General features: G+C 44.2%; 19 protein-coding genes and 1 CRISPR repeat array. Of the genes, 5 read left to right on the top strand and 14 right to left on the bottom strand.

Annotation, left to right across the window (positions count from 1 at the left end):
* Nucleotides 1–7: 7 nt before the first annotated feature.
* Nucleotides 8–279: direct repeats of the CRISPR family, unit length 28 nt; unit sequence GGATCACCCCCGCGTGTGCGGGGAATAC.
* Between the two features lie 29 nt (nt 280–308).
* The 12 genes from cas2e to BLQ16_RS07060 form a co-directional block, all read right to left on the bottom strand.
* Nucleotides 309–1,250, bottom strand: a complete 942-nt coding sequence (cas2e, locus tag BLQ16_RS07110) for a type I-E CRISPR-associated endoribonuclease Cas2e (protein WP_242868973.1) — start codon at nt 1,248–1,250, stop codon at nt 309–311.
* Nucleotides 1,201–2,154: a type I-E CRISPR-associated endonuclease Cas1e gene (cas1e, locus tag BLQ16_RS07105; protein WP_091792048.1), complete on the bottom strand. Its 954-nt coding sequence runs from the start codon at nt 2,152–2,154 to the stop codon at nt 1,201–1,203. Before cas1e ends, cas2e begins: the two co-directional genes overlap by 50 nt.
* Nucleotides 2,155–2,158: 4 nt before the next feature.
* Nucleotides 2,159–2,794 (bottom strand): type I-E CRISPR-associated protein Cas6/Cse3/CasE, encoded by a 636-nt coding sequence (gene cas6e / locus BLQ16_RS07100; RefSeq protein ID WP_091792047.1) that lies wholly within the window; start codon nt 2,792–2,794, stop codon nt 2,159–2,161.
* 1 nt (nt 2,795) lies between these two features.
* A complete protein-coding gene (gene cas5e, locus BLQ16_RS07095; RefSeq protein WP_091792046.1) occupies nt 2,796–3,500 on the bottom strand; it encodes a type I-E CRISPR-associated protein Cas5/CasD in 705 nt (234 codons plus the stop codon).
* Between the two features lie 13 nt (nt 3,501–3,513).
* On the bottom strand, nt 3,514–4,590 hold the full coding sequence (gene cas7e, locus BLQ16_RS07090; RefSeq protein WP_091792045.1) for a type I-E CRISPR-associated protein Cas7/Cse4/CasC: 1,077 nt from the start codon (nt 4,588–4,590) through the stop codon (nt 3,514–3,516).
* The gene (casB, locus tag BLQ16_RS07085) at nt 4,583–5,197 is read right to left on the bottom strand and encodes a type I-E CRISPR-associated protein Cse2/CasB (protein WP_091792044.1); all 615 of its coding nucleotides are present in this window, start codon (nt 5,195–5,197) and stop codon (nt 4,583–4,585) included. Before casB ends, cas7e begins: the two co-directional genes overlap by 8 nt.
* A gap of 10 nt (nt 5,198–5,207) precedes the next feature.
* Nucleotides 5,208–6,899 carry a type I-E CRISPR-associated protein Cse1/CasA gene (locus BLQ16_RS07080; protein ID WP_091792043.1) on the bottom strand — a complete coding sequence of 564 codons (1,692 nt, stop codon included), beginning with the start codon at nt 6,897–6,899 and terminating at the stop codon, nt 5,208–5,210.
* A gap of 4 nt (nt 6,900–6,903) precedes the next feature.
* On the bottom strand, nt 6,904–9,666 hold the full coding sequence (gene cas3 / locus BLQ16_RS07075) for a CRISPR-associated helicase Cas3' (RefSeq protein WP_242868972.1): 2,763 nt from the start codon (nt 9,664–9,666) through the stop codon (nt 6,904–6,906).
* A gap of 315 nt (nt 9,667–9,981) precedes the next feature.
* On the bottom strand, nt 9,982–10,440 hold the full coding sequence (locus tag BLQ16_RS07070; protein ID WP_091792042.1) for an ASCH domain-containing protein: 459 nt from the start codon (nt 10,438–10,440) through the stop codon (nt 9,982–9,984).
* A 321-nt stretch (nt 10,441–10,761) separates the two neighbouring features.
* A complete protein-coding gene (mcrC, locus tag BLQ16_RS07065) occupies nt 10,762–11,811 on the bottom strand; it encodes a 5-methylcytosine-specific restriction endonuclease system specificity protein McrC (protein WP_091792041.1) in 1,050 nt (349 codons plus the stop codon).
* Nucleotides 11,808–12,149, bottom strand: a complete 342-nt coding sequence (locus tag BLQ16_RS09895; RefSeq protein WP_341443791.1) for a 5-methylcytosine-specific restriction endonuclease subunit McrB — start codon at nt 12,147–12,149, stop codon at nt 11,808–11,810. Before BLQ16_RS09895 ends, mcrC begins: the two co-directional genes overlap by 4 nt.
* 26 nt (nt 12,150–12,175) lie before the next feature.
* Complete coding sequence (locus BLQ16_RS07060) at nt 12,176–14,185, bottom strand: McrB family protein (protein WP_341443790.1); 2,010 nt, start codon at nt 14,183–14,185, stop codon at nt 12,176–12,178.
* A 705-nt stretch (nt 14,186–14,890) separates the two neighbouring features.
* On the opposite strand from BLQ16_RS07060, the gene BLQ16_RS07050 reads away from it, so the two are divergent.
* Entirely contained in the window at nt 14,891–20,233 is a 5,343-nt protein-coding gene (locus BLQ16_RS07050) for a Cna B-type domain-containing protein (RefSeq protein WP_091792039.1), read from the top strand.
* Between the two features lie 418 nt (nt 20,234–20,651).
* Here BLQ16_RS07050 and BLQ16_RS07040 read toward each other — a convergent pair whose 3' ends face one another.
* Nucleotides 20,652–21,947, bottom strand: coding sequence for a sensor histidine kinase (locus BLQ16_RS07040; RefSeq protein ID WP_091792038.1), 1,296 nt, complete (start codon nt 21,945–21,947; stop codon nt 20,652–20,654).
* A 2-nt stretch (nt 21,948–21,949) separates the two neighbouring features.
* Nucleotides 21,950–22,645: a response regulator transcription factor gene (locus BLQ16_RS07035; RefSeq protein WP_091792037.1), complete on the bottom strand. Its 696-nt coding sequence runs from the start codon at nt 22,643–22,645 to the stop codon at nt 21,950–21,952.
* Between the two features lie 132 nt (nt 22,646–22,777).
* Between BLQ16_RS07035 and BLQ16_RS07030 the strand changes: the two genes are divergently transcribed.
* The 4 genes from BLQ16_RS07030 to tnpA form a co-directional block, all read left to right on the top strand.
* Nucleotides 22,778–23,671, top strand: a complete 894-nt coding sequence (locus tag BLQ16_RS07030) for an ABC transporter ATP-binding protein (RefSeq protein WP_091792036.1) — start codon at nt 22,778–22,780, stop codon at nt 23,669–23,671.
* 1 nt (nt 23,672) lies between these two features.
* On the top strand, nt 23,673–24,425 hold the full coding sequence (locus BLQ16_RS07025; protein WP_091792035.1) for a hypothetical protein: 753 nt from the start codon (nt 23,673–23,675) through the stop codon (nt 24,423–24,425).
* Between the two features lie 8 nt (nt 24,426–24,433).
* Nucleotides 24,434–25,138 carry an ABC transporter permease gene (locus BLQ16_RS07020; protein WP_091792034.1) on the top strand — a complete coding sequence of 235 codons (705 nt, stop codon included), beginning with the start codon at nt 24,434–24,436 and terminating at the stop codon, nt 25,136–25,138.
* A 224-nt stretch (nt 25,139–25,362) separates the two neighbouring features.
* The coding region (gene tnpA, locus BLQ16_RS07015) for an IS200/IS605 family transposase (protein ID WP_144019676.1) at nt 25,363–25,568 on the top strand (206 nt) is incomplete at its 3' end.

The raw sequence follows: 25,568 nt of genomic DNA, 5'->3' as shown, positions 1-25,568 counted from the left end.
GCAATGAGGATCACCCCCGCGTGTGCGGGGAATACATTGCGGAGGGGATTTACTAATGACTTTAACCAGGATCACCCCCGCGTGTGCGGGGAATACGCTCAAGCGGCCTTAAACCGGGAACGGCTTGAGGGATCACCCCCGCGTGTGCGGGGAATACTTATGGACCGGCAAGCGGCGGCTCTAATGTTCGGGATCACCCCCGCGTGTGCGGGGAATACTTAAAGACAACTATACGAATAAGGCGGACCGGAGGATCACCCCCGCGTGTGCGGGGAATACAGTAAAAAGATCCCATGGTTGACGCCTTGTCATTTTAATTGATCCCTGAATTTATTCACTTTGCTTGCCAATTGATGGGTTTGTTGAGCGTCTGATAGGGCGCGATGCTGGACTTGCTCGGATACGCCGTAGGCTTGCAATGCGGTTTGCAATTGATAGTTTTCCAAGAGTGGTTTTTCTTTTTTGACGAGGGCTTTAAGGTCAATGCTTTTATTCGCAATAGGCGTCAGTTGACATTTGATAAAGGCCTGCTGCAGGAATCGCAAATCAAAGTTAATGTTATATCCCACCAAAAGGTGCTCGCCGATGAAGGCTTTAAATGCTGCCAGAACCTGTCCCAAGGGCTGGCCTTGCGTGTCCAGCAGGGTTTGATCAATGCCGGTGAGTTGCTCAATTTGTTTTGGCAATTGTCCATCATGAGCAAGCAAGGCGGAAAATGTTTGCGTGCCCTCCGGGCCAACTTTAACGGCCCCTATTTCTATAATAGCATTCTGTGCCGCATCTAATCCATCTGTTTCAAGGTCAATCACAACATAAGTCGGTTCAATTGGGGCGTTTGACCGGGATGTCTGATGTTTCTTGGCCTGATGATGGTGGGCTGCACGGCTAAAGCCCTTTTTCAAGGCGGGGCGCTCATCTTCTGCTGACGGAATTAAGACCAAGGGGATGCCTTCATAATCGATAACATGTCGGTCGGTCTGCCAGGTTTCAAAACGATAACCGATTTCATTGCGGTAACTGTAACTCATGGTGGCTTCACCAACGCCGACGTTTTCTGTAACGCGCTGCCATAAATGTGCCCGAACGCGCGTATTGAAGTTACCGACGTAGACGCCGGTGGCAATTTCCTGCATCCATTTGGTCAGGTCGCCACGCAAGGAAGCCGGCGTCTTTTTCAAGGTGATGACGGTTAAGGGCAAGTCAACCACCCCTTTCGCTGTAATTGACGCCGTATTTAACCAAGCTTTCACGATCATCCCACAAATGGATGGTATCTGCCTGACAGCTTTCATCCAGGGGAATATCGAGCAAGATCTGCAAGTCCTGCACCATTCGGCTCATCAATTTTCCATCGGCAACGGCATCTCTTATGCGCAAGCGCGTGACCCGGCCGATGTCATCATCTGGGCCACAGGTGGCGGCAACGTCAAAGGCTATCGGAATGGTGAGCTCCGCCTTATACAGGTCGGCAACATCGTAAACAAAGGCTTTATCATGACCGGTGTGAATAAAGCCCAAGCCCGGTGAACAGCCCAAGGCGACGATAATGCTGTGCGCAACACCGTAGAGGGCAACATTCGCAGCGGACAAGGCTTGATTAACCGGCGTGGCATTATCATAGTTATCCGGGTCGTAAACACGACCGTCCCAAGGGATATTTTTAGCTTTGGCCTGCCGGCGATAAACGTTGCGCACCCGGGCCCCTTCCCGACCACGCAACTGCTGCATGGTCAGTTTGCTGACGTCTTCATCGGGAAAGCGCATTTGGTACATTTTTCGCGCCACCGTCAGCCGGGAACGGGTATTGGAAACCAAGGCCGCTTGTTTTTCCAAAAACCGGGTCGAGTGGGCCAAGGCCCGGCCATGGGCGTAATAACGCACCCCCCGTTCCCCGACCCAAATCATCCCGGTACCCGTATCGCCGATGAGCTCAACCGCCCGGTGGCTAATATCTGTCCCCGGTCCCAACAGCAGGACACCAATCATCGCAACAGGTATGCGCACCGTTCCCCGGCTATCCGATACGGTGATGGCGCTGTCCTGCCGGTGAATCTTGGCGTGCTCAAGGTAGATAAAGCTGACCCGGTCCCCGATGCGCGGCAACTCGGTCAAATCGGTCTTTTTTGCGCCAAAAGATTGGTCAGATTTCGCCATGGCGTCAACCTTGCGGAATAACGGTCATCATACCGAAGCCGTAAGCCTTTTTCTTGCCAATCCCTTGGGTAAGGGCCTGGCGAAACAGGTCGGCATCGCCAATGGTTAACACGCCTTCATAAACCGCTTTATTCAGCCGAATTCTAGGCTGATTTTGCTTACGCAGCAATAAAGATCCGCGCTCAACAATGGTAAACTCACCAGGCTCCAAAATAAATCCATTGCTTTGCGCCCGTTTAAGCAAAAAAGCTTCTTGCTTCTCAATCGCCAAAAGGGGAACGATACGCCCCCGGCCTTCCGCACGATTGGCCAGCGCTTCAACCGGGTTCAGCGTCACGCGAAAACGTGCCGGCATGCCCGCTTCAAGCCTTTCTAAAAAAGCATCGTAGGATTTGGTTTGCACCGAACCGGGCACGCCATAACGCTCTAAAGCCCCGACATCCGGAGCTGTTTCACTCACAATAAGGAGATAGCGGTGTCCGTTTAAATTGTCCAGACGCCACAATTTACGGGTGCGAATGCCCTTGGCCTGTTCTTGCGGGAAGCCGGACTCCACCCAATGATGGTAGGCGCCCAAGTGTGAGAGATCTCGTAATTGACGGCGATTGTTCAGGTCTATTTCTACACGTGACAGATACATTTTAACCCCCTATCGCCTTAAATGCATCGTGGTCCGTTGCCGGCGCCGGAAGCGGCACCTCTAACACCGCCACGGCCTCTGCCCTATTGGCAAAGCGACGATTTTTCTGAGAAAAGGATATTGGCCGGTCCTTCCGCCAATGCCATTGGTCTGTACCAAGGAGGTCCGCATCGGCATAAAGGGTCAGCTGTTCAGAAAGCCGGTCAGACGGTTTATCCCGGGTCTGTTTCGGCAACTTGGTCAGATTTTCAATGACACCGCCGGGGCAAACCGCCAGCAAAAAATCCACCGGTACAGGCAAAGAGCGGCGTCCCATAAAAGGTTGAAAATATGGCGCACGAATGGCCGCTGCCAGGTCGTCTATAAAGGCCTCATCCCGGTGACCAAGGGCTACAATAAACACAGCATCCTGCAAGTAGTACCGGTTGGTGACGTAGTTGCGGTCCAAGGTCCCTTTTTTCGTATATTTCTGTGCAATGTGATAATCGCGCAGCAAACTGCCGCTGCGGTCCACGCGTACCGCAAAATCCAATTCATTGAGCCGGGCCAAGGGCTCGTCCTCTTTTCGCCGGTAGCCGCAGCAGGCAGCCAAAAGACCGATGATGCCGCTTTTGGACGGATAAAGGTCTGTCATCCGCGTTTCAAAGTAAGAATCGGTCCCCCAGGCCTGCAAGGGCCCGGCGCACTTTAATAAAATGGTTTTCACAAGACATCACCCATTAGGCCAAATCCATCTGCAATAAGGCATCACTCAAATCGTCCAATAAAGCGAACAGGCTCTCCTTGGCATCACCGATGCCGGCCAGTGAATCTTCAGCAGAAGGCGCCAGGTAAAGCGTCAAAAGCGGCGCTTTAACAAAGCCTTCCACCTTACCGTATTCATCATGTAAACGCTGTAAGGATTCGAAAACATAGCCATCGCGAGACCGCACCGGTCTTTCAAAAGCGCTGACCAAATTGACCGGGCGATCTGATCGCAGGCTGACGATAACCGCCTGCGGCAGCGTTTGCTGGGCAAAGCTCGTTGCCTTCCCGGTGGGCATGCTGTTGGCAAAGGCCTCAACGAATAAGCGTAAAGCATTAACCGTTACCTCCTGGTCTCCCAATTGATGCAGCAGCTCATGAACGGCCACATTCGCATAGCGGTATAAGGTCGATGAGTTAAATTCAATGGTGCCCAACATACCTGCACCGGCATTATCTTCCGGTCCCTCATCGTCTACAGCGGTATAAAAGTCAAACTCGCTTTGAACGGCATGGGTGGAAATGGCATGGGCCACCTGGGCAGAGGCATCTTCATTTAAGGACGGATCATCTGCGACCATGCGCCCAAATAGAGCCAGGTCAATAGACGGGTTATCTTTTAAAATGGCCTGGAGGGACTTTTTATCGTCCATGCCGGCCAGGGCTGCGGCAGCCAATTCTTCTGCTTGGCGATGACCGATAAAGAAAAGCGCCTTTGCCCGTTGCTTATCCGTTTTTACCCCGGCGGCATTGATGGTCGATTCCGCCAAAAGCATGGCCTCTTGGTCGGATTTTGCCGGATCAATTGCCTGGATCTTATCGGCCAAATAGCGGACAATTTCAAGCGTACGCACGCCTACTTTTGCCTCGCCGCCATGGTCTTCGAAATAAAGCCGGATGGCTCTTTTCCAGCTTTGAGAGCTGACCCGTGACCGCCTGGCACCGCCGTACATGGCCGTTTTCGGGCTTCCGGTATCATCCCGGTTAATATTGGACGGCGGCAAGGTTTGAACAGCGTGAACATCTAAAAATAAACGATTTTGATTAGGCATCTTGGTCTTGTCCTTTCTTGTCAAAGCGATAGTAGTGCCGTGCCCAGTTGAGTCTAAGAGATTCTTCATAGCCCCTGCTGAACCAATACAAGTCCTTGGCCAATTGCGGATAATCCACGGTTACATTGGTCTTCGCCCGCAGCAGCCGAATCATCTGACGCAAATGATGGAGCAATTCATCATAAGTGGTGGCCGTAATCAGCGCATTAAAGCGTCGGTCGACTGCCAGCTTATTGTTCCCTTGTCGCAGGGCTTTTAAGGCGTCCCCCATATTGCTAGCCGGCCTTACGTCAGACGTCTCCTCATCGGCCCCGGACCAAACGCAAGTGCTTGACCCTTGCTGATGCAGAGCAAACAACTGCAGGGTATGAATAATGGCCTTTTCTTCATGGCTCAGGTCAGCCCCGCTGCCGATAAAGTCCTCCGGCATTTGCGCGTAAACAAAGGGCAAAATGCCAACAGCAGCACTTGCCGAACTGCCAACCGACTGCCTCAAACTGGCCAAGGCAGCGCGCCCCGCCGGTATTTTTAAAAGCGGCACAAGCTGATGCAAGACAGCTGCCGTCACGGCTGAAACAGTGGGCCTATCTTTCTTGTCTTCGCTCATGGATCCTCCTTTACGATAACCGTTTGTGCAACGATCCGCTGAAACGGTTGTATGCTGTCGCAATATTTTCCGTTTGCTCGTCACCCGTCACAATTCCTTTAAAATCACGCGTCCCCGCTTCATGCCAAACGTCTTCCGCTGCCTGCAGCGACAAGTCTTTCAAAGTCTGACGCCAGCAGGTCACTTGCTGCTCCTTATCGTCATTTGCTTGTAATGACGCCAACCACTGTCTAAAGGGCCCATCGATGGCCGCATAAAGCGCTTCACTTTTGCGATTACAGTAGCCGGTCTTTTCTTTATCCGGAACATTGCGAATTTCGGCGATTGTCTTCATAAACCCGCGGTAAAGGCCGTCAACCACCAATTTAACCAAGTCAACCTCGTCATTGATGCGGGAAACCCAGCCCTGGTCCACCAAGTCTGTCAACAAAAAGTCCCCTACGATAAGCCGGTCGTAAATCATATTGATTGGTACCCATGACGTCGCCCCGCCGTTATCCTCCATACTGATGGCCTCCAGGGCAAGGGTCGGCTTATGAATATTCTTTTTAACGGCCTTGTACCAGCTGATGACAGCCGGCTTGTGATGCTGCGCCTCATTCTTTGCGTCACCTGTTAGGGTCAAGAGTCCGAACGACCGCCAAAGGGACTGGTGATAGCGATGCTTGCGCGGGGTAAACTGGTCTTTATTGGGCCCGGTTTGGTTGTACCGCCATAGGGTCATTGGCTCAATAAAAGCATTTTGATGGTCAATTTCCGGCAGTTTAACAATTTGAAAGCTAAATGGTTGGGATAGGTCCGTTTCCGGATCCATATAAATGGCCCGGCCCCAATTGGTATACAGGGCGGCCAAGTTATCCACCGGCGAACCCTCAAAAGACCGTCTCACGATTTCTGCACCGCTAAACTCCCAACAGGGGGTCTGCCGGGACAGGGAATAGGCCTCCTGCTCCGGATGAACCAATACCAAATTGAGCATCAATGTTTCAAATAAATTTTTCCCGTTTAAAATCACGCCACCAAGGTCAAAGATCCACCCTTTGGAGGCCTTGTATTTTTCTTTGCCAAAGATGACCTTGTCCGACAAACCGCAATAACCTTGAAAGGTCAAGAGCCAGCGAATGACCTCTTGCGGCGTCAGGCGATTTTTATTGTCTCCGGCTTCATACTTTGGTGAAAAGAGCGAAATTTTATTACCGCTTTCTGAAATCAACCGGTTAATATTTTTACCGGCGATCGCGGTCGGCTCACTCTTGTTCAACTTATCCGCCGCCACCACAGCTTGCGGCACCTGATAAAAGGGATAAACCTCATCAAATAAGTAAAAGCGATCGTGCCAAGCCGCTAAATAATCGCCAATGACCGCCGGAAACTGCCCGGCCTCCCATAGGTCAAACCAGGTAACCATCACCTCATCAAGATAAGCATCCGAATCGGCCACATCCGCCCTTGGCAAAAAACGGTCGTCCAAGGGGAGCTCCGGATACGGCTCGCCCCTTGCATCTACCCGGGAAAAGACCGTGTGCAACACCGCTAAAAGCAGGCGCAAAACAGCAAAATCCTGGGCCTTCATATCTCCTGCCAGGTCAAGGTAGCCATGGGCCTCCGCAAACAGTTCCTGCAAGGAAACATCCCGGGTCTTGCCTTTTTCATCAACCACCACCGGAATCCACGGTTCATCTAATAAATTAAAACGACTCAATGTCTCACATCCTTTCGTACAACAAGCCCAAATCGGCGTCATAGGTCAGCCGATACCCATTGAGCACCGCCTGCCCCTTTTCATCAAAGACCAACCCCAGCTCACCCTTGAGCCAATGCGCCTCCTGCCATGCTGCCAAGTGTTTTCGGTTATACGCCTCCAATTCATCAATCGTCGCTTGAATCAGATGGGGACGGCAGACCACCTGCGGCAAGCGCAGGGTGTTTTGTGCCATTTTCTTGGCCACTGCCCGGTCACCGATTTGCTGGGAGATATCCTCCCGCTCGGAGAAGAGCCCATACCCGGTCCCTCGCTGAACCACCGCAATAATCTCAATTGATTCCGTGGTATCGCGGACTTGCGCCTGGGCCCTGACCTCATTGTCATTGGGCAGCGACTGGTTTGTCCATCCGATTAAACTGGCGCGGCGACGCCGACTTTGACGCAAGATGGGTTTCTTGAGGCAATAGGTCCCGGCCTTTAAGTCCTGGGTCTTGAGCGACGCCTCCATATTTTTTATATAAGTATCATATTCTTCTTTTATCCCGTTGTCAATATTTATTTCTTCATCTCCATATACTTTTTGTACTAAGGGGGAAATGTCTGCCGGCAAATGCAGGATTTCAGGCAAAAAATACTGCGTTCTTGCCAACAGCGCCGCTGCATAGACAGCCCTTGAACCACTGTCAAAGTCGAGGCCCTCATCGGTCCCAAGCACATATAAAACAGGCCTTTCGCAGCCGGCCGGCCGGGCAAGGGGCTGCCCCCGGTTTTGACGATGGCGGTGCAAACGGCCGATACGCTGGATTAACAAATCCATCGGCGCCAAATCGCTGATTAGCACATCAAAGTCAATGTCCAAGGATTGCTCAATCACTTGGGTCCCAATGATGATATGCCGGTCGGGGCGCACCTGGTCTTTGCCAATCATCGCCAGCAGCTGCTCTTCTTTTTTCACCCGATCGGTAGCGATAAAGCCGGAGTGTAACAGGCTCACCGCCGAAGCACCGTAACGGTCTATGCAAGCGCGGGCTAGGTCTTGCGCCCGTCTGACCGTATTCACCACAATGCCGATGTTCCCGCCACGCGCAAAGAGCTTATCCAGCAGGGGGTAAAAATCATCCTCAGCCAACCGCTTAATTTCTACGGCCGTATCCCTCTCCTGCGGGAAATTAGACTTTTGGCAGATGGCATTGCCATCCGTATAGGTTAAGAGCGGATAAGCGTCAATCGGCGCTGGCAAAGCAGGCGCCTGCCCTGCCCGGTAGCCTTGTTTCCCCCGCAAGTAAGCATCGACCAGCTTGAAGCGCTGGGCAGCCGGCAGGGTGGCTGACAAGAGGATCACCGGCACCCCATAAGCGCTCAGCCAGGTAAGTGCTTCATATAAATAGTGGCTCATATAGGCATCATAGGCATGCACTTCATCAATGATCACCACTTTTTTGCTGAACCCCAAATGGCGCAAGGCCAGGTGTTTCTGCTTCAAGGCGACCATGAGCATTTGATCGACTGTGCCGACGACAAAATCATCTAAAGCGGCCGTTTTCCGGCCGGAAAACCATTCATTCACCAAGAGGTGGGCTTCCGGATCGTCTAAATCGTCTAGATTAACCTGCCGGGCCAAGCCGGCGAACTGGGGGTTCAGCGCAGCTTTTCCGTGCAACAGGCGAATGGACAGCCGGTCATCCCCGTCTTCCGCCAAGCGATCCAGCCAACTTTTAATCCGTGGAAAAATGCCATTTGAGGTGGCTTGGGTGGGCAAGCCGAAGAAAATACCACTGCGGCCGGTTTGAAAGGCCAATTGTTCAGCCCCAACCAAGGCGGCCTCTGTTTTACCGCTGCCCATCGGCGCTTCCAGGATAAAGAGCCCCGGCTCACTTGTCGCCGCTATGGTTTCATTTACCAGCCGCTGAATGTCCCGCGGAGCAAAGGCAAACCGCTTGTCATACACCGCTGTGACCTGGCCCGGATTCGCCGCCGTCCAGGTATCTGTCAACTTCCACTGCGCCCAGGCCCTTTCCAACCGTTTATTTTGGTCGTCAACGCCGGCACAATCCAAGGGCAAGAGCGGGAAAAAGTCTTCATTGCTGGCAATCCAGTCGGCCATGATCATCAGACCGGATAAAATCACCTGGCCGGGCTGTCCCACTTGCGGCAGGTCACTGACGGTGGCAAAGCCGTTATCCGCCAAGGCCTGCTGAAAAAAATATTCTTGAACCGCCTGCCATTTCTGCGCCACCGGATCGGCCAAATCGGCCACTTGGTAATAATTATGCGTATAACTTAAACGGTGGCTTTCATCCACCGGATCATTTAAGGGCTGGCCGTGATGGGCGCCGATGAGGCAGGCCAGATCTTCCTCCACACCGAAGCCGCTTAAAATGACTTGCCCCGCTAAAGCGTGAGGCGTGGCCCCCCGGTTGGTTAATTGCAACCGGCTGATGCCTGCAAAGCCGGCAAATTCTAACTTTTCCAATAATTCTTCATCTAAATCAGCAGACCCGCCAAAGCTCCTCAATATCTGAAAAGCCGGGGTAGCCTTGCCTATGTCGTGAACTTGGCCCAAAAAACGCACCAGCCGCCCTGCCAGCTCCGCTGAACCGGACGTTAAAGAAGACGCCAGCCAGAGGCGCTGGCCCTCGCTCAACCAATGGGCCCACAAGAGGCCTGCCATGCCACGAGTATCCATCGCGTGCTGCCGCAGAGAAAGCCAACGCAGACTGCCGCCTTTTTCTTGTTTTTTTGCCCACAGAGCATCTGTCGTCAACCGAATCACACCTTTCACTTCCAGCTTAAAAAACCCGCTGAATATTATGCCTTTATTGTACCATAGACAATGATTTCAGCGCCACAAAGCAGGCTTCTTGTCGGCCTATTTTTTACCCACCGGCAGTCAAATGAGCCGGGCCATACCAGCTCTATTATGAATTTGCCAAGTCAAGCGCCACCCTCCAAGGCGGGGCGGGTAGGGGGGAGACAGGCAGGCTTTACCCGCCTCCCCGGCAACCGGGCCAACCTCCCCATCCCCTACTTGTTCTCTGTTGTCCACTTTATTATTTAACGACTTTATTACCGCGTCGCCTTATCCTTCCATTAAGCTCATATTCTCAATAAACCCATTTTCCTTCCACCATGAAAGCAAATCATGCGGAAAACTTTCAGAAGAATAGTCAAGCTCAATAGCCTCTAAATCGTCTATTTCGCAATCCACCTCAAACAACCGGAGCTGACCTTTCACCGGAAATGGATTAACAGGTATAATCCGGTTAAAAATCCATGAGTACCCCTCAAAGCTCTCATCATCATAAAGCAGAGCCTCTTCTCTATCTGTCTTATCATCGTATGGGCGAACATCTGTTAATTCAGCTATTGCAACCGCGTGTCCATTCATTAAAGTGGCTTTTTCTTCTTTATTAATGGCCTTTGATGCACAGATTAAAATCCATCCACGATAGTCTGTTTTCCAGCTGCGAAGCTCAATCCACTTAAATCCCAATGCAATCATCGTCGCGTAGTAGGGTTGAATACTAAGTGCCTTCATCGTTCTTTCCTTTCCTGTGACCTCTCACTCTAAAGCAAAGTTACCTATTGCCAAATGCCATGTCCATCCATCAAATGCAACCTTACCGCAACACCACCTTCTGCTTTCAACTTAATACCTTTTCATTTTATCATCTATTGAGTGAATAGAAAATGCAGGTATCTTCTATTTTAAGACCAATCATCTGGTAATCGCGTTTACAACTAAGATACGATTCTAAAATGAAACACCCACTTCACTCCCCACATCAATCCACCACCCTCAACCCGGCTCAGAGCTCTCCTGCCTTTTCCCGATCTGCCCTCACCGCTCAGGGAAAAGTCAACTGAAATGGTCCTCTACTATTGCATTCAGCTGGGCAGCAATTTCCGAGAAATCCCGGTTCAAATCAAGGGTTTTCACGCTGATCTTATTGCCGCTCATCTGGTAGCTGTTATCCGGCTGGATGGCTTCATCTGTGGCCGCGTAAAGGAGCATGCCGGAAACCTTGTGCGGCTGATTGCCAAACTTAGTATCCTTGTTTTTGACATAGGTAAAGATCTGGTACAGATTGCCGGAATGAAGTGTGTAGACCCCGTACCGCGTCTGCGTGGTGTGGGTGTAATACTTGGCGTCTATAATAAGTACCTCATTGCCTCTTGTGAGCATGATATCACTCTCCATTACCGGCAACATCCTACCAAGGCCATCATCCAAGGCCCAGGGAATCTGTGAGGCCCTTGCCGTCACTTGCGGACATTCCTTAGCGTAGTATTCGAGAATAAATTTTTCGTACAGCCGATGCATGCACTGGTCATCGAGGAAAGAAGCAAGCTTGTATTCCCCAGAGTCTGTCGTTAAAAGCATGCCTTCTAGAATGAGCTGGCACAGACCGATGAGCATACGATAGTTGTCATTCCTCTGAAAGCGAATGGCTGACCAACGAATCGTGCTGGGATTGATGGTGTCAACATTCGAGAAGAAAAGCATGTCCTTTTTCAGATCGTTTTTGTACTTTTGATCCACTTGCGCGTGTCGGAGCAAAAGCATAACCGTCGTTTTAAGTATCTGGTTCAGGAGATTGTTTTCAGAAAGCTCATCATACTCGCAGGTCAGCACCCGTTTTCTGGCAAGACGGTTCTGGATCGTTCCCGGCATATCGATCTTGTCACGGACCACGGGCATGTCCTCTTGGCGGTTTAAGTACACCCGGTATAGGCCTTGCTTCAACTGTCTGCTGATGCCCTTCTCCAGAATCGCAGCAAAGAGGTTATGCATGTTCTCGAACGTTTCGGTAGCAACATCCTCATAACCGCCCTGATCCAGCGCCGTGAAGGCATACGAGAGCATATAGTATATATTTTTTATGAAAATGCTCTTATCTTTAATCATTGAAACACACCCTGCAAAATATTTTCCCACCGTTGGAGCTTGTTAGCATCGTCAAACCAATACTCACTGAGCATTGGAAGAATGTCGTAATTAACAATGGCGTGCAGCCACTCCTCGGTGCAGATATCCCTGCCGCAAAAATAGCTGTGGCCTATGCAGAAACCCTTCCCCAGTGACTTATCGAGGGAAATTTCCCGGTTCAGGTCTTTTACCTTGTTAACGAGTTCATTCAGCGTCTCATTGCTCAAGCCTTTCTGGTAGTGAATGAAACCCTCAGAATCAAAGCCGGGCTCCATCTCAAAAAAGCTGAAACGACGACGGAGGGCATAGTCGATCATAGCAAGGCTTCGGTCAGCCGTGTTCATCATGCCAATATAATGTAGATATTCTTCGGCACAGAGAATGGGCGCCCCGTATAGGCCAGAGTCGTTTTGGTGCCTCTGTAATCCTTCTCAATCAGCATCAAGAGCTCACCAAAAATCTTACTCATATTGCCTCGATTGATTTCGTCAATGATAAAGAAAAACGCCTTGTCCGGCTGGTTTGCGGCCTTCTGGCAGAAGCGATAGAATATGCCGTACTTCAGTTCAAAACCATCCTCAACCGGCTTATAGCCCATCATAAAGTCCTCGTAAGAATAGCTCTGGTGAAACTGAACAAATTCAATCCGGCCATCGTCCTTCTCGCCCATCATGGACCAGGCCAGGCGCCTGGCAGCAAAAGTCTTACCAACACCTGGAGCCCCCTGCAGGATAATGTTCTTTTTGTTGCGAAGAACGGCCACAAGGTTCTCGTAACGTTTTTCAGTCATGTAGACTTCATCAAGAAAGTCGCTTTTTGTATAAGCGTCGATAGGCGCCTCCTGCGTAATCGGGTTTTCCTCACGGATCATATCGAGGATGAAGTCATATTCAGCTTTACTAAGTTTGAACAGGCTGCCTTGCGAATTTTGGAAATACTCCATATGCTCCAGCTCCGGGCATCCTTTCAAGGCCGCATAATCAATCGGAGAAGCCAGGCCTTCGACCTTTTCAAAGAATAGCTTTTCGCCGTCCTGTTCTGAGCTGACACGTCCGATGGCGACAACCTGCTTTACCGGGTTGGATTCGTATCCAATAATCATGTCGCCAGCTTTCGCATCAAGGAAGTTCTGAAAAATGCGCCGTTTGTTGCCATTCTCATTGTAGAGCGTGTAAGACTGCCCCTCTCCAACCCCAATGTCCGCAAAGCTCCAGATCTTCGGGTTGGCATTTAGCCACCAGTAACCATGAGCCTCCTCTCGGGGAGTTGTTTTAACATAAAGCTCGATTTCAGATAGGTCCACTTGGTCCAGCGCTTCAAAAAGCTCATCACGGAGTTTCCAAATATATGAACCTTCTTCCTCCTTTCTTGCATAGTGGCCAACATAAAGGATGGGCCACCATTTGGCGTATTCAGTATTCGTTTTTAAAAGAGGGCAGCCCGTTTTATCGGCAATTCGCTTGGCAAGGGTAGACGAGCCCGCATTGTAGAAATTGCTCGACTGACCATATTTTACGGATAATTGTTTGCAGCTGGCCCGTCCGCCATAGTCTTTTATGCGTTTCATGATTTCAAGACTGGCGGTGGTAAAGACTTCTGAATCATTAAGGAGCTCTACCCAGTCCTCTACGGTAAATCCCGGTGAATAGGCAGTCGGAAACCATTCACATTCGGCTTCTTCTTGAACGGCTACAGCTTCCTGCGAATAATGACGGCTAATATAGAAACCAACATCCGTAGTCAGCGTTTTCAGTTCGGGATCGGGATAGCAGGTATCCGTCAATTGCGACCGAAAAAGGTTGACCAGCTCGCTGTCCTCCTGGAGGGCTAGGCTGATTTCATCGTAAAACTTCAGCGTATTCCTGATGTTGTCGGCATAGGCACCTTTCTTGAAGCGGTAATCTGCCCCAAGCTCACTGGCGACCTTTTTTACTTCACTAAATTTGTAAATGTAGTACTTGTCCGGAAAACGAAGCCACAGGTAGGTGCTGATAGCATTTTCGTTCTGGTAATGCTGTGCGGTTTCCTTGCCGTATTGCTTCAGGAGAACAGAAGACTTTGCCTTGAAGGTCTCCATCCGTTCAAAGACGTCCTTGCTTTCGTCAAATAGGGCAATGAACATTGCCCGGACCTCTTCAGGAGCAGCCTTAGCAAATCCAATAATCATGCTTTTCGGGAAGTTATTGTTAAATGCCAGCAGGTTGCACGTTTTATCCAAAGCGCGCGTCAGCATGTCTGCAAAATCTGAAGCCTTCACATTCCAATTGTCCTGAAAGCATTTGATGGCCTCCCATTTGTACTTTTCATCTCTCCATTGCCTTGAGACGAAATCCTGCTTGTAGACACCAAGCACATCCCTCAGTTTCATCCTGTCAAAGATAAGATCACCTCATTTATCCATAATACATAGCGATAACAATACGCTTTATTCCCCTTACGAATTACCCTGCTCTTTTGCAAGCCTTCTGAATCCGGATTTTCACGGTCAGAAGCCCTTCTGTCAATACATCTATGTGAATTTCGAAAATCCAATTGTTACAAGAATGTCTTTCCGGGTGAATTTTTCGGATATATCGGTGCGCCACCTAGTGATTGCAGCCAAACCACCCGCCCCAGCCTGAAGTAGCAGTTCTTGATAGGACAGCTCACTTGTTAAATACAATTCTACACCATGAAGCTCGCACTCGAAAGAATAAGCAGCTTTTTCCCATTTTTTGGGAAGCCCTTTGTGCCAAATTGACTGTGAATGCCAATCCATTTTGGATATGACATCTCTTTGCTCCCTATGAATCTCCCATCCGTTTATAGACGCCCTTATTCCTTTTGAAAGTCTTTTGGATAGGGAGAATATTTGAACTATACTATCTTATGAGAAAAGCCTTTATTTAGTGATGATTGATTTAAATTGATGTCCTTCTTTCAAAAGTCCTTAAATTTATTATGAATTATAATATTCCCGATGGAATCACGATTAATAATGTGATACTATATCTCTATAGCAGATAATTTTTATTTGGCTATTAAAATACATTTACATTGATGAAAGGAGATTTTTAGAATGAATTTGGTACAAGATCGCAAAAAGCATCAGCTGCTCTTCATCTTATTGATGAGCTTTTTCCTTGTGCTCACTTTTCCGGGCTTAGCAAAGGCAGAAACAGATACGGCCTCTACCGGGGCTGCCAATGCGGCCACTGTTTCTACCCAAACGACCAGCCCAGCCCCTGCGGCCAGTTCGTCCAAGGCTTCTACTGAAGCTGCAAGTGTGGCTAGTGATGACTCGAATAGCGGCAAGGCTACTAGTGGCCTGTCGCCAAGCGGTGACAATAAACCATCATTATCCCCAGCAAAAAAGTCACAGGCAAATCAAACGCCAGCCAGTGAAAAACCTGCTGTGACAGAAGTGTCTACAGAAAAGGTTCAGGCCGGTGACGCCTCGCAGACTGAAAAGGACGCAAAGGAAAAGGCTGCTGCAGGAGCAACGGACAAAGAAAAGGCTCAGTCCGGTGATGCCTCGCAAGCTGAAAAAGACACAATTGAAGAGGATGCCACAGGCAGAACGGACAAAGAAAAGGCTCAGTCCGATGACGCCTCGCAAGCTGAAAGTAAAGCAATCGAAAAAGAAGCCGTCAGCCTAGCGAACAAAAAAAAGGCTTCCGCCGGTGACTCGGCGCAAGCTGAAGATAAAAAGGCCGAAAATAAAAAAGAAATTCCTGCCACAACAGATAAAGAAAAAACTCAGGCTAGGGACGCTTCACAAGCTAAAGAGGAAAAGACCAAAGAGAATGCAGCCAGCATAGCGGATAAAGAAAAGCCTCAGGCTAAGAGCTCTTCACAAGCGGAAGAGAACAAGCCTGAGGCTATAGACGCCCCGCAAGTTGACGCCGACATTACCGAAAACGAAGACCCCTCTCAATTAAAGAATGAGACGGCCGAAGCCCCCTCTCAGGCCAAAGAGGCAGACGTCTTGGAAAAAGGCGAAACTTTAGAAGTCGAATCCTTGGCAAAAGCGCCGATGGCCCTTGGTGCCGGATCAGGAAATCCTCAAAAAACGATTAAAGTTAAGAGTTTTGACGAATTAAAGAAAGCTATTGAAGATGCCGACAATACACCAACCACCATTGTGATTACGGAAAGCTTTACTTTAACGGAAACCCTAACGATTGGTTTAGGTCAGAATATTACCATTACATCAGGCGCCGATCGAAATAAGAATAACAATAAAGTAACACCCATAGGTCAAGATAAAATTACCCCCCCTACTAATAAACATAATACTGTTGAGTCTAGGCAAAAGCTTGTCAAAGAAGCTGAAGAAAAAGGCGAAAAAGCTCTTGAGGACACCAACTTAGATAAGAATCCCCTCCCTGAGGTGGATATCACCATAAAAAGAGCTAATAACTTTAAAGACACCTTAATCCAGGTTAATAAAGGCGGAACACTTACTTTAGGGGTAGGTGCAGAAGACCCCCTCTTTATTGACGGAAATAAAGAAGTTGAAACAAAAATAAAACACGGTTCCTTTATTGATGTTTACGGTACACTGATAATGAATGGCGGTTTTATCGCCAATGGAAGCAACGACCACAACGAATCTGCTCCTATCTATGTTGGTGAAGGCGGAAACTTTACTATGGATGGCGGTAGAATCACCTCCAATAAAAATATTTCCAAAGGCCATTCAACATTCAACGCAGCAGGAGCTGTTTATGTTGATGAAGGCGGACAGTTTACTTTAAACGGTGGAAGTATTGATAATAACGAAGCACCAGTAGGTGGCGTCTTTTTAGGAAAAATCTTTGGAAATGAAAGTGGCCGAAGAATTCCTGCTCTATTTACTATGAATGGAGGCTTTATTGTTAGAAACAAAGGCCCGTTATATGATAACTTAGAGCCAGAAACAGAAAATTATGGCGGAGGCGTCCACGTAGACTCACTTGCAAACTTCACTTTCAATAATGGCATTATAGCTGGAAATGAATCCTATCGTGGAGGCGCTGTAGCTATTACCGATAATTATGTTAAAGATTCTAATGGTGTAAACTATTCCAATATTCGAAATGTAAATTATGAGGATTATGTTAAATATGCCGGAGCCTACTATACTCAAAATGGGGGGCTGATTTATAAAAATTTAGCTAAAATCCACAAATATCCAAATACTTCAGGTGCAGGTGGAGGAATTTATATTAATTCGTCTAATGCTACTTTAAACGGAGGGTATTTATTAAACAACCAGTCTGAAAATATGGGGGGAGGAATTTACCTTTCTATTGCTCCACACGTTTTAAAGCTAGAACATGTATTAATTAGCCAAAATAAAGCGGTAAAAGGCGGTCACTATCATCTTCCTGCCGGAGATGGGGGCGGGTTTTGGAACTGCCCAGTAGGAAACGTAAATTTCGAAGACTTTAACTCGATCTACATTTTTGAAAATGAAGCTGTGTCCACAGGAAAAGACATTGTGGCACATCTGAAAAAAGATGGTTATTGGATTTATAATGAAGAAAGTTATGAATATCCGAAATTCACAACTAAGATATCTCCAATAACGGAAAAAGGAAATATTATAAAGTATGTTTATGATGGAACAAAGGTTCCTGAATGGATGTATAATACAAATAAAAGTGTATATTTAGAAGCTATCTACGATGCTCAAACGAAAGAAGAAGCATGGACGAATTCGAAGCTCTTTATTATGGGAAATACTGCCTTAAAGGGTGGTGGCATTGGATCAAATGCGAGTATTATTCCTCCAGGAAAACCTGGTAAATATGAAATAACTATAAATAAAAATTGGCGCAAATCGATTCCAGAAGATAAAAAACCTGGAAGCATTTGGGTTGATTTATTTATAGGCGACGCAAAATACGGTGAAGTAGAACTAAATAAAGCCAACGATTGGACAGCAAAGTTTGAAAATCTTCCTTTTACTGCTGAAGAACTGATGGAAAAGAAGATTAAGTATTCCATTAAAGAAAGAAATGATGATTTCTACTCTGTTGTAGATGAAGCCTTAAATACATTAGAAGTTGAAAGAGTCTTCGCCGGTGAAAAATATCCTGATAATGAATACGCTGTTTATTACGACAAGCCGTATCATAACTTTATGGATTATAAAATTATCTTTATTCATAAAGATAAAAACGGCAATGAAGTTTCTAGAGAAGATATTAAGATTAGGTATAACGACGACAAGTGGTCCGGCATTGTACAAGATATGCTTGTGGGCAAGTTTAAGGAACCAAAAGATATTAAAATAACCTATCATAGTTATGATAAAGCCTATGAACCATCTCCTGATTGGGCCGGCCTTGGATTCAATGGATTGGATGCTGATTCAAACTGGTATAATGACGGCGGTTGGCATGAAGCCTATATTCTTGAAAAAGAGGATGGCAGTGTTGAGATACAGCTTCCATATCTCTGGACTATGTATATGGGAAATCCTGATGGGACAACTGATGACTACTATAAAAACACGACCGGCTATAAGTTAAATTTAGTGCCCAACCATAGGTTTTCCATCACCAACTACCCCTATTCAGAAATTCCCGTGGTAAAAAAATGGGATAAGTCCATTAAAGAAAAGGATATTCCAGACTCTGTCAAAGTTTATCTATTAAAAGATGGAAAGAGAGTTAAGGATAAAGAGGGCAAAGACCGCTATATTATCCTGTCGAAAGAAAATGAATGGAAAGGGAATTTTAATCGGCTACCCTACTTTGAATTAGAGGGTATGGGCTTTGAAAAATATTGGGTTAAGGAAGACTCTGAAATTTTTATTCCACTCGTTACAAGAAAAGAAAATTCGATTTTAAATATTGAAATCGAAAGAGATAAAGATTCTAATAAATATCTTATCTACAAAGACTACACCGGTGGAACTTTCAGGATTGAGTACATCCCATTTGAAGTCCATTATCTTTATAAAGATGGTGATAAAGAAGTAAAGGACATTTATACCAAAAAACTGAAGCCATATAGAGTTGATGGATGGAAATGGCAATTAGACACAGTGATTAAAGACATTCTAATGCATGGAAAGTTTAATGCATCGGATATAGAAATTAAAATGTATTACGATGAAAATGGAAAGCCCTTCCCAAGAAATCTTGGAAAATATCAAGCAAGCTGGGATGACAATGATATTGTTACAAATGATGGGGCTTATATTCTAAAGCTGGTTGAAGAAAATGGAAAGTTAGTTCTTTATGTACCCAAATTGACAGACGTAGGCGATGAAGATAATTTGCTCAATGTAAACACAAGAATTGAAGATGGTAAAAAGTATTTTGAACTGACCAACCATTATCTTCCCAAACACCGCCTTGAAATTGAAAAGGTTTGGGATGTCATTAATTCTTCCAGTATTCCTAAAAACCTTAAAGTTAAGGTTAAAGGAAAATATGTGGACAAAGAGGTTACCTTAAGTCCTGAAGAATGGAAATACGTTGAAGAATTCCTAGGCAAGGGCCTACTGGCAACCAACAAGTATGCGTTTACTGAAGAAGAATTGGCAAACTTTAACGGAACCCAATCCATTGAAACAAGCTTGGAATTTACAGCTAAAGACAAGACGGTGACTTTCTTAGACCAAGACGGAAAGGCCATCAGTCAAGAAGATTTTCTAAAACGAGTCAAGGGCCAAAATTACTCCTTTGAACTTAAAGAAGCTGCTGCCGACAAGGCAGAAGTTGAAATTAAGTACGATGCCGAAGGCAAGTTGGTCATTGTTTATCCTGTGGATGTGACCATTACAGAAGTGGCAAAAGTTCTATTTAAAAACACCTACAATCCCCCAGGCGGAACTCCAGGCTCCAATACTCGGATTATTCGGGTGACCAAGGCCTGGGACCTGGCCGGTCGTGAAAAACCGGTGAGTGAAATTACCGTGGAGCTTTATCGCGATGGCCAAGCCACGGGCAAACAACTGACATTGAATGCGGCCAATAATTGGACAGGCTCGTTTGCCGGCTTAGAGATTGCCAGTAAGGCTAATCCGGCCAAAAAGTATCAATATACGATCAGAGAAGTTGGCGATGTGAATGGCTTATTTGAAGCTGACGGCAAAAAGTTTGAAGTAAGCTATACCGGCGATATGTTCACCGGCTTTACCATTACCAACAAGGAAATTCCGGAAAAACCGCCGCAACCGCCGGAGACGCCGGAAGAACCACCTGTAACGCCGCCGGAGACACCGGAAGAGCCCCCAGTAACGCCACCGGAAACGCCGGAAGAACCGCCGGTTGTCCCACAGACACCGCCGACTGTTCCGGAAGCTCCGGGGAAAGCGCCTCAGACAGGCTTACCGGCCAATGGAGCACCCATTTTGCTGATAGCACTTGGTCTTGTAGGCCTTCGTCTTACCCGGCGCAGAAAAAGAACCGATGGTCAATAAAACATCGGCCAAGCGATTCATGAGCTAAAAACAAGATTCAAAGATTTAATCGGTAATAAAGCTTACCGGTAAAATGCACTGACCTCCTTGCCTTGGACTAAATCCAAAGCAAGGAGGTCAGTTTTTTATGTTCATTTCCTTTCCCTGTTGCGATTGCTCTTTCACAGGAGGCTCAGAGGCAGGGCAACTAGCTTACTGATTGCGCAAAGGTATGCGCAGTTTAGCCACTTGTATACGCTCTTTGTCTCCAACCCGAATTTTTTACTTTTAAGGGCCACCGGCATGGCTCTAGCAAGAGCATACTCATCCGTTACCAGGGCAAAATACTGTTTTTCATTTTTATTCACCAAATAATATTGCTCTGATCTAAGAATACCAACCATTTTAGACCTTTTTATCGACAATATCAGAATAGGCCTTAATTTATATGGCCAAAAACAAAAGATACTTCAAGACCAGGATGCTTATTTTTTATAATAAAAGTTCCATCATGCAATTCGACTATTTGTTTAGAAATAAAAATGCCCAAACCATGTCTTGTAATATTAGTTAAATCTTCCTCATTGATTTTTCTTATAATACTTTCAGATATCCCTCCCCCTTCATCTAATATGGTAATAATTAAAATATCTTCAAAATCCGAAATGGTAACTTTAATTTTTCCATTGGTATAAATAAGTGAGTTTTTCAAAATATTTTCAAGCATTCTATAAAATAAATTTGGGTCCATTTTAATATTTATATTTTGGTTTTTTATATTGTTTTCAAAAATAATTTCTCTCTCTGGGGCTTCATTTAGTTTATCTACTATGAGTTTACGAATCACTTTTAACGGGCTTTCTTCTCTAAAATTATCGTTATCTATATTGGAAAGCGATATAGCGAGGTTTAAGCCCTCTAAAATATTTGAAATTTTTACGACTTGTTCTTGTATATTTTCAATATCAAGAGATCCTTTATTTTCTTTACTTAATTCCCATGAAATTTTTGCAAGCGGTGTCCTCACATCATGACTTACACCTCTGATCCATTTGCCTTGAGACCCTTTTAAGTTATTATATTTTTCATTTGCCTTATTTATGCTAACAGCCAGGTCTTTTAATTCTCCATATTCATCTAACTTTTCATAGTCATCTTCATAGAGATTATCTATCGCTCTTTGAAATGGTAAGATGTTTTTAAAAATATCTTTAATATCAATTCTATAAATAATATAGACAAATATTAAAAATAAAATAAAAAACAGAAGAACTAATTCTAAATTAGAAATAAAGTTCTTGTAGTTATAATAATTAAAGGGTAATTTATCCAAAGAATTTTTGGGATAGGCAAATAAAATCAAGCCATCCCCTGCAATGTATGTAAATACAGGGTAATCATTCAAATAAAATCTAGTGAATCTTGCAACATCTGTGATGTCAAATTTGACCTTAACTTCTTTTGGCTTATTAAAACTTTCTACGACTCTTCCATTCTTATCAAGTCTTATCGACCAAATATCTTTTTCTTTTAAAAACTCCCTATTTTTTTCATTTAGATAAGCTCTCCCCTTATTGTCTTCTACATAAGAATAAACATAATCAGGGTTGGGATATTGATTATTTAACCTGTAATTTAAGTAGAGAAAAGTCGTGAGTAGAACTATTAGAAAAAACATTAAAAACAAGATTCTAACAACAATTTTTTGAAACCTTTTCAATATGTAATTAAACATTATTAATCCTCTTTAACAAGCTTATAGCCAAGGCCCTTTATAGTAATTAAGATTTTAGGATCCCTAGGATTATCCTCGAGTTTCTCACGCAGTCTATATATGTGTGTTATTAAAGTATTCTCATAACCATAAGAATCTTCCCAAACATTGTCTATGATTCGGTCAATGGAAACAATCCTATTTATATTCTCAGACAAGTAATCTAGAATTTTAAACTGTTTGGCTGTTAAAGCAATTTCTTCGCCATTTTTTTCAAGTATTCCCTTGGATTTATCGAAAATCACATTCCCTAAATTTATCTTTTCTTCACCTTTAATTTTTTTGCTTCTTCTCAAAACTGCATCAATTCTCCAGAGAAGTTCATCTGGGAAAAAAGGCTTAACTAGATAGTCATCTGCCTTATTTTCAAAACCTTCTCTCCGATCATCTATTCCATCAAGAGCAGATAGAATAATAACTGCCACATTAGAAGTCTGTCTAACTTCTTTTAATAAGTCAAAGCCACTTCCATCTGGAAGCATTAAGTCTAAAACGATTAGATCAATTTTAAAGTTTTCTAATTTAAACCTGGACTCCTCTAAACTTTTCGCAGTATAAACTTTTTTAAACCCCTTACTCTTCAAAAAATTATATAAATTTTCTAATAAGCTTTTTTCATCATCAACTACCAGGATGCTAAATTTTTCTCTAAAATCCATTTCAGTCACCTCATTAACCTTATTATACACCACTCTTTTAATCTATTGGTCCTTGTGAGGTAAAAGTGACCTTGCTTTAACTTTATTTTTATCTATACCTGATATCCTACTTCTAGGAGGAATGACTAAACCATGGAAAAAATACTGGAAATAAAAAACTTAAAAAAATCCTACAACAATAAAAGAATCTTAGATATTGATTCTTTAGAAATCGAAAAAGGGGCTATCTATGGCCTAATAGGCAAAAATGGGGCTGGCAAGTCCACTCTCATGAAACTTATACTTGGTCTTGTCAAAAAAGATGAGGGTATGATTAAAGTTTTTGGACATAAATTAAACTCAAAAAACCAAAAAAATTTCAACAAAGATTTTGGCGCCTTAATTGAAAACCCTTCCTTTTATGACCACCTGACAGGCTATGAAAATTTAGAAATAGTATGCCGACTAAAGGGAATCGAAAAAGAAGAAATTTTAAAAACGCTAGACCTTGTAGGTCTTAATCATGTGGGCAAAAAGAAGGCTAGAGAATATTCCTTGGGTATGAAGCAAAGACTTGGCATCGCCATGGCCTTAATTGGGAATCCCAGGCTTTTAATTTTAGATGAGCCCATAAATGGCTTAGACCCTCAAGGAATCGAAGAAATGAGGAATTTATTTAAAGATATTGTAAAAAATACTCCTACAAGCATCTTAATCTCTTCACACATTCTTGATGAAATAGAAAAAATCTCCAGTCACATAGGCATACTTAAAGATGGACAATTAACCTACAATGGAAGTTTGGAAGAATACAGAAGGCTTCATCCCCCATTTATATCCCTACTTACATCTGATAACCAAAAAGCTCTAGAACTTTTAAACCTTCCTGAAGATAGGATAAAGGGAAAAAAGATAATTTTAGGTAAAATATCTAACCAAGATATTGCTAATACAGTAAATTTTTTAAATGACAAAGTAGATATATATAGGATAGAGGAAGAAAAAGAAAGTCTAGAAAAGTTATTTATTGAAGAGAGCAGGTCTTAATATGAAAAACCTAGAAGGGAAAAAATATAAAAGGCTGGGAATAAATTGCTTAATCATAATAGTATTTATTACTCAAATGCTACTGGTAGCAGGTGCTAGTTTTTCAAGCTCTTTTTCAGAAAGAAAGTACCCACTTGCTTACATTCTGGACATATATTTATTTATATCTTTACTGATGAACCCCCTATTAATATCATCACTTGTAAAAAAAGTGCTTGAAATTGAAGAAAAAAATAATATGTGGAAGATACAAATAATCCTTGGAGAAAAAATTAATTCTATCCTTCTAAATAAATACAAAAACATATCTTTTAGGTTGCTTCTATTACAAATAATAGAAGCTATTGTCTTCCTTCTCTTAGCAATGAGGTCAGATCATTTCAATATGAATGGTGAAATGATTGTAAGATTTGTAATAGTAAACCTATCCGCTCTAATAATAAATTTATTTTTCTTAGGATTTTTTATGATCATAGAAATGAAGACAAAAAAAGTCTACACCTTGTCATTCATTTCTATAATAGGAGGACTTACTGGAGTAATTACTATGCTAACATCTAACATTCTGACCTATATCAATCCTTTTGCTTGGCTGGCAAGCCTTTTGAATATTTCTTATATAAATGAGGGAAATAAATTTGTCCCGGTATTAAACCCAATAAACTTCTATACGGTAATCATTGCCCTCACCCTTGTAATACTCAGCCTTATCTATTTAAAAACAATGAAATCCTATAACTTATGGAAAGACTAGGAGGACAAATGTTAAATTTAGAACTCAAGAAAATAAAATTTATAAACATTTTACTGGTAAGCCTTATAATACCCCTACTAGCCAATGCCTTTGGGATTATAAATTATATAGGGAACAAAGAGATATTAACTCACCAGTGGCAAAGTCTATGGACACAAGTAAGTTTATTTTACTTTTCTTTTGTCTATATTCCCCTAATTGCAATCATAATAGCTAGTCTTTGGTCAGTCGAGCACAAGGCCGGGCTTAAACTGATTAAGTTAAGCCCAAGGAAAAACATATCATTTATAACAGCAAAGTTGATGCTAGCTTTTATAATAATAAGCCTTTGTCAGATATATTTTTTTGTCTTATTTTATCTAGGCGGCAAATTTATAGGAGATTTTTCAAGTATAGACCTCAATATATATTTTCACTATATAATCGTTAGCATTTTTTTGTCACTTCCTATTATAGGAATTTTTGGTTCCCTAGCTATAAGGATAAAGTCTTTTGGAATAATAGTGCTTCTCTCCAGCATATTTACAATACTAGGATTTGCGACAGCGTATAAATCCTTAAAAATAATCGGTCTCAGTTTTTTAGCAATTGAATCTAACAACTTCAGGTATATAAATACATATGATTTAGGGCTATTGGCCTTTTTTGCAATAGGAGAAATAATAATTTCCTTATATTTTTCTAATAAATTTTTAAAGTACGAACACAGCTGATTAAAAAAAGAGGTTGTCCCTGAATTAAGAATAGAATGACCCATAGAGTTGGACTTAATCGAGTAAGCATTTTGCTTGCTCGATTTTGTTTGTTCGCTTTAGCATGAATAAACCACCAGCTATGCTGGTGGTAGGAATAAAAAGCTTTAGCTTTAAGTAAAAAAAGAACCTCCTATGATAGAATTATTGTGTTATCGGCAATAAAATATCAAGGAGGTATCCATATGGACAAGAACAGCTTAGCACATACAAGTTGGAATTGTAAGTATCATATCGTGTTTGCACCAAAATATAGGCGGCAGGTTATCTACGGGAGATTGAAACAAGACATAGGAAAAACGTTAAGAGACCTATGCGAAAGAAAAGGAATAAATATACTCGAAGCGGAATGTTGTCCGGACCATATACATATGCTACTGGAGATTCCACC

It is taken from the genome of Peptococcus niger (assembly GCF_900101835.1).
Lineage (GTDB): Bacteria > Bacillota > Peptococcia > Peptococcales > Peptococcaceae > Peptococcus > Peptococcus niger.
Note: the sequence above shows the minus strand (reverse complement) of the source record. Positions and strands in the feature narration are given on the sequence as shown.